Raw genomic sequence first — 12,092 nt, forward strand, 5'->3', positions numbered from 1 at the left:
CCTAATTTCTTAAGATGAAATAGTCGGCAAGAGTACTGCAAGGAGAGTCGACCCGGACTAGACCAGCAGCACCTATATGCCACCGGGAATATAATGCCGGATAAATCATTTAATTTTCTTGAAGATCAATAAAAACTTATAAAATGGGCATCTTTTTAAACAACCTTTACTTTCTTGCCAATCTCCGCGGGTACAGCACTTTAGAATATTTTGATAAAACTGCCTACTGCACCAAAGATCATAAGATACACCATGATAGTGATAGGACTTTTACCTTTTTTTAGCAGCCAGAATACAAGCAGTGTCAAACCCAGCGGAAGTAGACCGGGCATGAGCTTATCCAACAGGTCAGCCTGAATTTTGACTACTGTCTTACCAATGGTAACGGTCAGCGGGGTTGTTAAAGTAACGAATTTGCCGGCCAAAGCACCAATCACCGTACAACCAAGGACTCCAGCTGCCGCGATGATATCCTTGACAATTCCTCCTTCAAGTAATTTTTCAACTGCAACCCGACCCAATTTATATCCCTGCATCCACATGCTGTACGTAATTCCTACCAGACAGCAGGTTAAAACTAACGCAAACATGATGGGGCCGAAAACATTGCCCTGGACACCGAAACTGATGCCCAATGCTAAAAGGATAGGAATCAAAGCACCTTGAACAATAGTGTCGCCAATACCAGCCAACGGACCCATTAAACCTGTTTTTACCGAGTTTATAGCCTCATCAGTAATAGGAGCGCCATTTGCCCTTTCTTCCTCCATAGCAATGGTAATGCCATGAATCACAGCTCCGAAATCGGGCTCTGTGTTAAAGAACACTAAGTGTCTTTTTAACGCTGCACTTATTTCTTCTTTGGTTTGATAAAGCTTTTTAATAACAGGACCCATGCACTGGGCAAAGGCAGTGGCCTGCAGCCGCTCATAGTTATAGTTGGCATGGGAGAAAAATTGCCACAGCAGCATGGATTTGACAATATCGCCTTTGGTTAACTTTTTAGGCCGAGATTCCACGATTTTCTCCCCCTCTCGTGAATTGGATATGCAGGAATGCCAGTATAGCTCCAAAAATACTTACCGCTACGATGTCAAGTTTCAGATAAACACTCAGGGCAAATCCCAGGAAAAAGTATGGTATAGTTGAACCTTTTAAAATAGCGCGCAAGTTTAAAGCAATACCTAGCGCCGGCAATATTCCACCAATTACCATCAGGGCATGCAGGATGTCGGCTCCCAGAAAATCAAGCACTCCTTTAACCAGGTCCGGTCCGTACAAACATGCAATTAACAAGGTAGGAACCTTGATAACAAATAACAATATCTGCGCAGGTACAAAATTCATCAGCATTACGCCCCGGATGTTTCCTTCTTCTGCATATTTATCGGCCCAATGTACAAAGATAGAACTTATACTCATTCTGGTAAACCACACTACAGTTCCTAAAAGGCCTAGAGGAACCGCCAGAGCTAGAGCCGCCTGTGCATCCAACCCTGAAGTAATAGCCAGTGCAGTACCGAGGTATCCTGCCAGGGCCATGTCGCCGGGCATTGTACCACCTGCTGTAATATGCCCAAGATAGATGAGGTTCATTGTTGCCCCGATTATGGTTCCGGTTACAGGATCACCAAGGATCACACCTGCAATAAAACCTGCAACCAATGGCCGCTGCAAAACCCAATAGCCCATACCAATTGGCCAAGGGCTGTCAGAAATATAATACATTAAAGCAATGGCAATAGCTTGCCATAGTTCCATAGCATACCCTCCCTACTTTTTTATAACCTTATCAAATGGAATAGATTTGTCATCGGGCACAATCCTGAACTCTATTTTAGTACCTAACGAATCTATTTTCTTCAATGTCTCAATTTCTGCAGGAGAGGCCGAAATATTTTTAAACAATGGTTTTCTGCCAGGTGCTGCCCCCATACCGCCTACATTAAGATTGCTGATCTTGATTCCTGCTTCAATTAGCTTTAGAACTACTTGGGGAACTTTAAACAAAACTATTACTCGTGTACCCTCACCAGGTCCTTTTAATCTTTTTATACCGTCGTCAACATTTAAAATTTCTACTTTCATCCCACTTGGTGCAGCCATACTCAGAATTTTGCACATAAAAGGATCCGCTACAACACTGTCGTCAACTATAATTACATGGTTGGCGCTTGTTAACTTTGACCAGGCCGTCATCACTTGACCGTGAATCAGCCTGTCATCAATTCGGTATAAGACAACATCCATTCTACTACCCTCCCATTTTTCTGTTCTTATACCGTCTCTTCCTTTGTTATCGCCTCAACTAGGTCTTTGATACCCTCTTTGCCTGCGGCAAGGCATTTTTGGGTCAATTCGGGTAAAGTACAACTGTCCGCGTTCAGTGCAGCCTCAATAAGGATTGGCAGGTTAACCCCTGTAAGACAGCTGTACTTATGTTTGCGCAGCGCCAGGGCCACCGAGTTGGATGTGCTGCCCCCAAAAATATCTGTCAGGATAATTACACCTTCTCCCTCATCCAGAGTGGTCACTTTCTCCAAAATGGCTTTTTGCAGGTCGGCAACCGAATTATTCGGGTGCAACCCAAGGGCTGCTATACGGGGTTGTTTACCGATGATAATTTCCGCCGACTTGATTAATTCGGCTCCAAAGTCCCCATGGGTAACTACAAGCACTCCAATCAAACAACCGCCACCTTTCGTCATTTTTTTGCCGGCGCTAACCACTATAGCAAGATTGTTGCCAAAAATGAGTATCAAAATGTGTATTCTTAATTGCGCAAAAAAATATAGCTGTATTAAAATCTACAGCTGTATTTTAAAAATTACTTAATCTGATTTATTAGTAGACTTTCATCAGACAGGTTTTGAGACACTTAGCGTTTCTGTTTCCAGAAGCAATTCCACTATATAAGCAAGCTCTTCTGGAGGGATTTGTATCGCTAGGCTTTCCTCCAAAAATCTAAAACTTTGCTTCAAGCTGCCATAGATAGTTTCATTTACTTTTAATACCCTTTTATGTTTTTTATGTGCCAGCATGTTTCCCTTTAATACTCTTTCAACCATGCACCCGCAGTGAATCATAAAGCGCAAATAGATATTTTTTGAAAACTTGTATTGAATGTCCTCCTCAAGGTATTTGGTTGCGTAATCCAACATCCTGAAAATTTTTATGGGATCCATAAACTCCAGGAACCTGTCTAAGGCAGATAATACAATCTCTTCAAATCCTTCACCAATTTTAAATTCCTGTTCGGGAATAGCGTTTACAAGAGCTGAAATCCGTTTTAAACCAGTTCCTGTTATAATCTCTTCCAAAGGAACAAATGGAACACCCGGCAATTTTAAATCCACAGTACCCACAACAGCAATGACATTAATGTTATCTTCCGGCAGGTATTTCTCACTGCCATTGACTGCAACCACCTCAATATTTTGTTTTTTTAAGGTTTCTATGCTTTTTAACAGATTGGCTAATTTGGCAGCAGTTCCTTGGCCGGTAATGCATGTTACCAAAATAACCTGTGAAGTAGATGCTGAATTTTTCCTTCGTACCTCGGTAAAAAAATACTTATAAGGATTAACAAACTCCAACTCCCTTACCAAATCTTCTAAGGTCTTTGATGGAAGCTGGGACTTAGTTATGGCTTCGATCACTGTAGAGGTGCTAATCATCTCCACGGCTTTTGTAGAAATGCCTGTCTTTTTGGTAATAATTTCTGCAAAGGTAATTAAGTAGCCCATATCAACCAATAGCAGTACACCTTTACCTGTATTTAACTCCCGTACTTTATGGCAAGCCTGTTCAAGAAAGTCAGCAATACTTAATCCAAGAGGCATATCCAAAGCTTCACCATGTTCGGTTTGCAGCATAGAATGGGCAGTTTTAAGAATACTGCTGGCAGTGGATGTACCATGAGCCAGAACTAAAATTCCAACAGGTCTATCTATAAGGTCAAGTTTGTGCTCATCAATTTTCAAAAACAAAGCAATTAGTGCTTCTACCGGAGCAGGTATTTCCCTGCCTAATTCCTCAGAAATAATCCTCCTGAAAAAGGCAGCAACTTTCCTTTCCCCCACTTCATATTCCAATTGCTGTAAAAAAGTAAAAGTATACTTTAAGAAATCGTCGCTCTGCTCCAAATAATAATAAAGATGCAAGCAAAGCCCGTATACCACTCTTTTCCCTACTGGCCTTTTTAACTGCTTTTGCAGCAAGTCAGCTGCTATAGTTACCGCGTTCAACATTTTTGATGAGGATTGTTCAGATACTAAAATTTCCGCCAAAGTACCTGGGTTAACCTTCTCCCAAAAACGGTGCAAAAGTCTGCCGACATCCTGGAGAACTCGTTCGTTAATACATTTTTTCCATAAGGACTCATTAAAAATCTTTTTTAGATTTAAGCAGAGATCTTTATAAAACTCGGCCAAATGTTCTTTGAATTCATTTACTGCCGCCAAATCCTCTTCTTCCTGGCTTATTATTAGTTCATAATTATATTTAAATAGAGGCTCTTTGACAGCTTTACGATAATCATCGGTAAGCAGGGCTTCCCTTATATAAACCGGCAAAGAGTCATATTTAATTTCTAAACAGCTTTGTTTTTTAAGATGAAATTCAAGGAAGGCACCGGCACAAATAAGCTGGATGTCACCTCTCAGCTGCCCTACATTTCCTGGGCACTCGTAAAGTAGCAAACTGTACAGAGCTTCAGGAGCTATTTTTATGTCAGCCTTAATCCTTTTGGCTTCATCTTTGAAAAATTTTCTTACCAAACGAAATCTTTCCTCTAAAGGCCTGTCTTTGAGGGGTGGAAGGGAAATTACCATTGGGATACGCCTTGTAAAAGTCTTGAGCATGCGTACTTGAGGATCTTCGGTGGTGGCTGCAATAATGAGAACGTTTGCTTTCCGGGTAGTTTCGGTTTCGCCCAGTCGCCTGTAAATTCCTTTGTCAAGAATGTGAAAAAGCATCTCTTGTCCTTCAGGAGGCAACCGATGTACCTCATCGAGAAGTAAGACTCCTTGATCTGCATTGTCAATCATACCTGTTTTTTCTCTTTCCGCACCTGTAAAAGCACCTTTAACATACCCGAAGAGTTGGGATAAGAGCAACTGGGTGTTTTCCGCATAATCGGCGCAATTGAAAATAACGAAGGGAGCATTGGGGTTCAATCTGCCTGTTTCTATTGCAAACTGGTACATCTTTTCTGCAATCATTGTTTTGCCCACACCGGTTGGCCCAACTAAAAAAGTATGCAACCCATTGGGCGGGTATAAGATCGCGGCTTTTGCCTGCTCAATTTGTTTTTTCAGACTGCCCTGTCCACCTATAATGCCATCTAAAGCGGAGATTTGAGCACCTTTCCTACGGGGTTGATTATTAACCTGCTGCTTTTGCCGGATTAAAATAGAAATTGCGGGCCAGTTTCTTTCCTCTTTCTGTAACTTTCTTCCCAGGATCATTTCCAAGCTTTTGACTTCCAGATACAGCACAGGCTTTCCTTTTACCCTTATAAGCATACCTTCACGGGTTAAAGCGGCCAGTTCCTTGCTCACATTGTTTCGGCTAACCCCAATCATCCTGCCAATGTTAGTCGCGTCTAAGCCTACAGGTTTATCTTGGGCCAAATCTTGCAAACTTAATCCCATAGTGTATTCTTTAACTTTTTGCAGCACCTTTTCTTTTCGCGTCATCCTTCTCCCCACTCCCCGTCAACAACGATCTTAGCTCATTTCTCTTTTAAAGATATTTCAGATATTCGCTTAAAAAAAAGTATTCCCTGCTATGGCTTGGCGTTCAGTACCTGCTCGGGGGGCACTTTTGCTTGGGTCAAGAGGGCTAGACCCTTGTCCAGTTTGCCAACGGTTTCTGTAAAATGGGCATCGCTGTCAACCACAAATTTAACCCCGTGTCTTGCCACTTGCACAATATCTGCTGGATTTTGATAATTATGGCCTACATTAATTTCATAAGCAGTGTCAGTGGCTGCACAAGCCCTTGCCACTTCCTCCAAATTCAAGGGCATTTCCAATCCCGGGTGGGAAATAATATCAACGTCATGTTTATACATTGCTTCAACCAGCGTCTTGGTATTGGTGTTAACTACTTTCCGTCTTATTCCTCCCAGGTGTTTATGCAGCCTGTTTTTTAAAACATACTCCCAGGCTGTTTCCAGATCGTTTGGGAGTATATAAGGATGTAAACCAACTAAGAGCAAATCCAGCTCCTGGTAAATTTTTTTGGGGACATCAATTCCGCCTTCCAGATCAACAATATTGGCTTCGGCGCCGCATAACACTTTAAAATCGCCCAGTTCCTCGCTAACCTTCCGTGCCTCTGTCCTAATTTTCAGGTACTGCTCCGTATTTTTAACGCCGGTCCCAATGTTTCTGGGACCGTGGTCGGTTATGGCTATTTCCTCCAAACCTTGCTTACGGGCTGCTTTAGCCATTTCGGAAATTGTAGCGCGCCCGTCGCTATACTTGCTGTGGGTATGATAATCAGCAAAAAAACGCATCCTTTTTCCTCCCGTGCTTTCTTATTAATCAGCTATCAGCTATCAGCTATCAGCTATCAGCTATCAGCTATCAGCTATCAGCTATCAGCTATCAGCTATCAGCTATCAGCTATCAGCGCATTTTACTGAGTACGGTTATAACCTGTCAAGTACAAAAAACGCTTAATTTTAGTTTTTAAGCCGACGCTACTGGCTGAAAGCTGATGGCTAATTTATACGCCTTCAGAATTATTATTGACTTTCCGGCCATAAAAAAACCGGTGCGTCACCGCACCGGTCAGACCGTCGACAAACTATTAAGCCCGCATGTATTATTTCGCTCTGGACAAGCTCCTACGCCGTTACCGGCAGCATAGCTGCCGACGGCTGGGGAAACCAGTCCCGCTCCATAATACATGCGGGCTGGTTTTGTCTACAAGTTAACCGGTGCGTCACCGCACCGGTTTGTCCTGCTTATTCGGGTAAACTCTCCAGATCAATTTTGCCTTCTTTTAAATCACTTACAATTTGTTCGATCTTGGCTTTAGCTTCCGCCGGCACTTTATCTTCCAGCTGCGGGTTCCAAATGAGTCCCACAACATCCTGCTTAACTCCCAGCGGGTAGAATTGTGGTTTAAACTGTCCATCCTTCACTTGCTTGACGATGTAGAGAACACCTTCGGGAATATTACGGAAAGCGCTCACTAATACGGTGTCCGGAGCTAACCCGCTTTGGTCCTTGATTACGCCAATGGCCGGTATTTTATGCTCTTTGGCTGCCTCGATTACCCCCAGACCTGCCTGGTCAGCCTGGTGCATAATAATGTCTGCTCCCTGTTGGATAAATACTTTAGCCATTTCCTTTGCTTTGGCCACATCTTCGAAGCTGCCGGTTATAGTGGTTAAAGCTTCAACTTCAGGGTTAGTATATTTTACGCCTTTTTTGAAACCTTCGATCATGCCTGTAACGGGAGGAATGGAAAGTCCCCCGACAATCGCAACTTTATTCGACTTGGTATAAGCAGCTGCCACAACCCCGCCCAGGAAACCGGCTTCTTTAGCCAACACACTGTAAGAACCCACGTTGGGCTCCTGGAACTCCTGGCTGTCAGTCATTAGAAACGTTGTATTTGGAAATTCCTTAGCAACTTTTTTGGCCGCATCGGCGAATTGGAAGCCGTGGCCGATAATCACATTATAGCCTTGAGAAGCGTACCCGCGGAAAGATTCTTCAAAGTCCGACTGGGGGACGCTTTCCTGGTAAGCAATTTCAGCCCCCAGTTCCTTTTCAACCAGTTTTAAACCTTCATAAGCCGAAGCATTCCAGCCGTTGTCGTTAATCGGACCGGGCAATAAAGCGGCAACTTTAAATGGGGTTTCCTCCTTCTGCTCACTGGGCTGAGCAGCATCCCCGCTCTGCTTTTCCTGTCCGCCGCAGCCGACTACCAAACTTCCTGCCAAAACAAATACCAATAGAAGCGCCAAAAATTTCTTTCCTTTTTTCATGAAATATTACCTCCCATTGTAAAATTTGTATAGCATCCAAACCCTGTTTACCCCCTTATGGACCACCACCTTGGTTATATAAAATAAAACAAGCCCAAACCAAAAATAAAATGGCTTGGGCTTAAGTGGGACTTGAGCTAAAACTACCCTACTTTAATAGTATTTAAAATTGGTTTAACTCAAGAGGATGTATTTACCTAGCTTACTGAGCTTAATTATACTTAATTATACTTTTATTTATTACTTCTACTTTTTTACAAAAATTCCTCCCGCCGACACAAATTTTATGCCTGGCCCTTTTCCACATCTGCCAGCGCTTGCCTGCGTAATTGACCGCGTTTTTCCAGGTAAGACTTAATTTTTTCCACTGACGTGTTTAAAACCTGCTCAGGCTTTACACCTGCTTCCAGCAGCAGTTCCAATGCCAACCCGAATTCACCCACGTCTTCCGCCCAGTGGGCGTCGCTGCCAACCACCACCATAATGCCTGCTTCGGCGGCTAATCGGGCTATTTTCAAACAATTGCCGCGGCTGCCGCGACGAAAACTGCCTGCAGTCAGAGAGCTGTTATTTATCTCTAAGACTACACCGTATTTCTGGGCTGCTTCCACAACCCGAACCGGATCTATGGCAAATCTCGGGTTTCCGGGGTGTACGATTATATCCACCAGTCCCCCAGCCATGGCTTTAATCATAGTATGCGTATTTTCTTCAACGCTGCCGGTCTCGCGGGTGTGAAAACCGGCAGCCACCAGGTCCAGCCGGCTCAGCGTTTCCAAATCCAAATCAAGCTCGCCTTCCCAGCCTATAATATTCGCCTCTACGCCCTTTAAAACCTCCACCCCCGCTATCCGCTTAGGCACCACCGGCAGGTTGTCGAAATAATACCAATGGGGTGCACCTGGCTCGTTGGGGCCATGGTCGGTTATGGCTACCAGTTCCAACCCTTTTTGCTGCGCTGCTTCAGCTATTTCCTTAATAGTGCTGTAAGCGTGCCCACTGGCAATGGTGTGGGTATGCAGATCCGCCACCAGTCTCACGGGTATTCCCTCCTGTCAGCTTTCAATCTTCAGCTATCAGCTTATCTCAGCTTATAATCCAAACACTTATAGAATAACCCAAGAGCAAATATTAATAAATATAGTTTTAATTAATCTATGCTATCATTTCAGAAATAACAATCTCATACCAAATAAAGGCTGAAAACTGATGGCTGATAGCTGATAGCTTTTTTAAATGGCGCTTTCTCCCGACTCCCCTGTGCGGATACGGATAGCATTTTCCACGTTATAGATAAATATCTTGCCGTCTCCTATTTCCCCGGTTCGGGCTTCTCTCCTGATGATAGTAACTATTTTTTCCACCATCTCATCAGCTACCACAATTTCAATTTTTACTTTAGGAAGCAAGTTCACTGTGTAACTGTTGCCACGGTAGTATTCGGTTTTGCCCTGCTGCAAACCACATCCAATGACATTGGTCACTGTCATTCCATTGACCCAGGTCTTACCCAAAGCCTCTTTAACGTCCTCCAACTTGGAAGAGCGGATAATGCATTCTATTTTTTTCACCAAGTTCACCTCGCTGTTTATAAGACATCGACTGAGCTATTCATTGTAAAACCTGCATAAGCCTGAATTCCATGTTCCCCAATATCCAAGCCTATTTCTTCCTCTTCCTGCTTAACACGTAAACCAATAGTAGCCTTGATGATTCCAAAAAGTACTGCTGAAGTTACTACCGTCCAAACAAATACTGCTATAACACCGGTAAGTTGAATTACCAACAGGCTAATGCCACCGCCGTAAAGCAATCCACCCTCGCTGGCAAACAAACCTACCATTGCCGTACCATAAGCGCCGCACACGGCGTGCACGGATATAGCGCCTACGGGATCATCAATCTTTAAAACCTTATCAATAAATTCAACGGCCAGAACAACCAGTATGCCCGCACCCAAGCCTATGGTAACCGCGCCAAGCGGAGTTACAGATGCGGTGCCTGCAGTAATGGCTACCAGGCCAGCCAGCGCACCGTTTAAGGTAAGAGAAACATCCGGCTTTTTATATCTTAGCCAGGTAAAAATCATAGTCATTGTTGCACCTGCGGCCGCTGCCAGATTAGTGGTTACAGCAATTAAAGCAATGGAAGGATTTGTACCGGATAAGGTGCTGCCGGGATTGAAGCCAAACCAGCCAAACCAAAGTATGAATACGCCAAGAGCCCCTAAAGTTATGCTATGCCCTGGAATGACATTTACCTTGCCGTCTTTGCCGTACTTACCTAAACGGGGCCCGAGCAAAAAAGCACCGACCAGAGCTGCCCAACCTCCTACCGAGTGCACAACTGTGGAACCGGCAAAATCGATAAAACCAATTTCAGCCAGCCAACCGCCACCCCAGGCCCAGTGTCCTACAACCGGGTAAATAATGGCGCTAATTACTACGCTGTAAATGATATAGCTAATAAATTTTGTCCTTTCAGCCATGGCCCCAGAGACGATGGTAGCAGCAGTGGCGGCAAAAACGGTTTGAAAGATCAAAAAAGCCCAGATGGGAATTGATAAGCCCAAATGTTCAAAACTGCTGGTTGCTAAAAAACCTGTAGTTCCTATCAGGCCGCCTTTATCCAGCCCGAACATGAGACCAAAGCCCACCAGCCAGAATACCAATGACCCAACAGCAAAGTCCATTAAGTTTTTCATCACAATGTTCCCTGCATTTTTAGCCTGGGTGAAACCTGCCTCAACCATCGCAAAACCCGCTTGCATAAAGAAGACTAAAAAAGTTGCCAACAAAGTCCAGACTGTATCAATGGCTACAGCATTATTTTCCGGTGTAATTTCACCCTCTGCCAAAGCAACCCCGGGAATAGCTAACACAAATAATACAATCAGTGCCAGCAACAAAACATTTTTAAGCATCATCACGCTCTCCTTTCTTTTTGTTTTTTAGATTTGCAAAAATTCTTCCGGTTACAAAAGCTGCTTTTCAATCCCAACCCCCTTTCTTCGTGTTTTATAGCCAAAACTGCCCAAAAAACGCAAAACGCCTTTTGGTTACTTTTCCCAAAAGGCGCCGTTGCCAAAACAGTAAGATAGATTAATAAAAAAACGTCCCCAGATATCCTGAGGACGCCGTTGCCCTTAAAACTTAAAAATTCATTTATTGATTTTTTATTATAGCATGCTATCAAATAATTGCAAGTACTTTTAAACATTTTTTATGACCATAATTCACAGACAGCCTCTATACCAGGACTAATTTTTCCAGCGCTTCCGCCACACCGTCATCATCGTTGCAGCAGGTGATGTAGTCTGCAAAGCTCTTAATCTCCGGTTCGGCGTTCTCCATGACTACCGCAAAACCGGCGTACTTGAACATTTCCAAGTCGTTAAAACTGTCACCAATCCCCATAATGGATTCCCTGGGCACATTCAGGTACCTGGCTACCGCCTGCAAACCCCTGCCTTTGGTGGCTTCAGGATGTAAAATTTCCAGGAATGTGGACGATGATTTGGTAATATACAGTTTATCTCCAAATTCCGCACCCAATTCCCCCTCAAGATCCTTCAACTGTCCAGGCTCGGCCAACACTACAATTTTAATCGGATCTTCCCGTAAGAATTCCAGCATGTCATCCACCACATGAATAGGCACCCGTACCGTCCTGGCGTAGATCTTTCCTCTTTCCGTCAGCTGTTCTACATACAGGCGGTCCTGGTAATAGACGTTAACATGGAAACCGTATGATTTAGCTTTTAAAAAAACTTCCCTGGCATGCTCCACAGGCAGGTTTCTGTTGTAAAGGATCTCCCCCGTCCCGGAATGCTTCACATAAGCCCCGTTATAAGTGACCAGAGGCAGGTCAAGCCCCATCTTCCGGGCATAGGGCAAGGCAGAAGCGTACATTCGGCCCGTGCAGAGAGTAACATGGATATCCCGCTCCCTGACACGGCGAATGGCCTCCTCCACCCGCGGCGATATTTCCAAATCATTGTTTAAAAGAGTACCATCCATGTCAATTGCTATCAACTTAAAACGAGACATATTTTTCTCCCCTATCTGACTACCCTAGCAGATCA

Annotated in this window: 11 protein-coding genes; all 11 read right to left on the reverse strand. The window is 43.9% G+C overall.

Annotation, left to right across the window (positions count from 1 at the left end; translation table 11 throughout):
- Positions 1–200: 200 nt before the first annotated feature.
- The gene (locus EYS13_RS10450) at positions 201–1,019 is read right to left on the reverse strand and encodes a PTS system mannose/fructose/sorbose family transporter subunit IID (RefSeq protein WP_227762309.1); all 819 of its coding nucleotides are present in this window, start codon (positions 1,017–1,019) and stop codon (positions 201–203) included.
- Positions 1,003–1,761, reverse strand: coding sequence for a PTS mannose/fructose/sorbose/N-acetylgalactosamine transporter subunit IIC (locus EYS13_RS10455; RefSeq protein WP_227762310.1), 759 nt, complete (start codon positions 1,759–1,761; stop codon positions 1,003–1,005). Before EYS13_RS10455 ends, EYS13_RS10450 begins: the two co-directional genes overlap by 17 nt.
- A 12-nt stretch (positions 1,762–1,773) precedes the next feature.
- Complete coding sequence (locus EYS13_RS10460) at positions 1,774–2,250, reverse strand: PTS sugar transporter subunit IIB (RefSeq protein WP_227762311.1); 477 nt, start codon at positions 2,248–2,250, stop codon at positions 1,774–1,776.
- 26 nt (positions 2,251–2,276) lie between these two features.
- Entirely contained in the window at positions 2,277–2,678 is a 402-nt protein-coding gene (locus tag EYS13_RS10465) for a PTS sugar transporter subunit IIA (protein ID WP_227767883.1), read from the reverse strand.
- A 180-nt stretch (positions 2,679–2,858) separates the two neighbouring features.
- Complete coding sequence (locus EYS13_RS10470) at positions 2,859–5,699, reverse strand: sigma-54-dependent transcriptional regulator (protein WP_227762312.1); 2,841 nt, start codon at positions 5,697–5,699, stop codon at positions 2,859–2,861.
- 89 nt (positions 5,700–5,788) lie between these two features.
- The gene (locus EYS13_RS10475; protein WP_227762313.1) at positions 5,789–6,523 is read right to left on the reverse strand and encodes a PHP domain-containing protein; all 735 of its coding nucleotides are present in this window, start codon (positions 6,521–6,523) and stop codon (positions 5,789–5,791) included.
- Positions 6,524–6,976: 453 nt separating this feature from the next.
- Complete coding sequence (locus EYS13_RS10480) at positions 6,977–8,008, reverse strand: BMP family protein (protein WP_227762314.1); 1,032 nt, start codon at positions 8,006–8,008, stop codon at positions 6,977–6,979.
- Between the two features lie 284 nt (positions 8,009–8,292).
- On the reverse strand, positions 8,293–9,048 hold the full coding sequence (locus EYS13_RS10485) for a phosphatase (RefSeq protein ID WP_227762316.1): 756 nt from the start codon (positions 9,046–9,048) through the stop codon (positions 8,293–8,295).
- A gap of 192 nt (positions 9,049–9,240) precedes the next feature.
- Complete coding sequence (locus tag EYS13_RS10490; protein ID WP_227762319.1) at positions 9,241–9,579, reverse strand: P-II family nitrogen regulator; 339 nt, start codon at positions 9,577–9,579, stop codon at positions 9,241–9,243.
- 17 nt (positions 9,580–9,596) lie between these two features.
- The gene (locus EYS13_RS10495) at positions 9,597–10,934 is read right to left on the reverse strand and encodes an ammonium transporter (protein WP_277998190.1); all 1,338 of its coding nucleotides are present in this window, start codon (positions 10,932–10,934) and stop codon (positions 9,597–9,599) included.
- Positions 10,935–11,256: 322 nt separating this feature from the next.
- Positions 11,257–12,057, reverse strand: a complete 801-nt coding sequence (locus EYS13_RS10500; RefSeq protein ID WP_227762323.1) for a Cof-type HAD-IIB family hydrolase — start codon at positions 12,055–12,057, stop codon at positions 11,257–11,259.
- Positions 12,058–12,092 lie beyond the last annotated feature (35 nt).

The organism is Zhaonella formicivorans (genome assembly GCF_004353525.1).
GTDB classification, from domain to species: domain Bacteria; phylum Bacillota; class DUOV01; order DUOV01; family Zhaonellaceae; genus Zhaonella; species Zhaonella formicivorans.

What these genes read in the sequence shown, in the direction of transcription:
- EYS13_RS10455 (WP_227762310.1), bottom strand. Translation starts at nt 1,761, where the DNA reads ATGGAACTATGGCAAGCTATTGCCATTGCTTTAATGTATTATATTTCT.
- EYS13_RS10460 (WP_227762311.1), bottom strand. Translation starts at nt 2,250, where the DNA reads ATGGATGTTGTCTTATACCGAATTGATGACAGGCTGATTCACGGTCAA.
- EYS13_RS10470 (WP_227762312.1), bottom strand. Translation starts at nt 5,699, where the DNA reads ATGACGCGAAAAGAAAAGGTGCTGCAAAAAGTTAAAGAATACACTATG.
- EYS13_RS10475 (WP_227762313.1), bottom strand. Translation starts at nt 6,523, where the DNA reads ATGCGTTTTTTTGCTGATTATCATACCCACAGCAAGTATAGCGACGGG.
- EYS13_RS10480 (WP_227762314.1), bottom strand. Translation starts at nt 8,008, where the DNA reads ATGAAAAAAGGAAAGAAATTTTTGGCGCTTCTATTGGTATTTGTTTTG.
- EYS13_RS10495 (WP_277998190.1), bottom strand. Translation starts at nt 10,934, where the DNA reads ATGATGCTTAAAAATGTTTTGTTGCTGGCACTGATTGTATTATTTGTG.
- EYS13_RS10500 (WP_227762323.1), bottom strand. Translation starts at nt 12,057, where the DNA reads ATGTCTCGTTTTAAGTTGATAGCAATTGACATGGATGGTACTCTTTTA.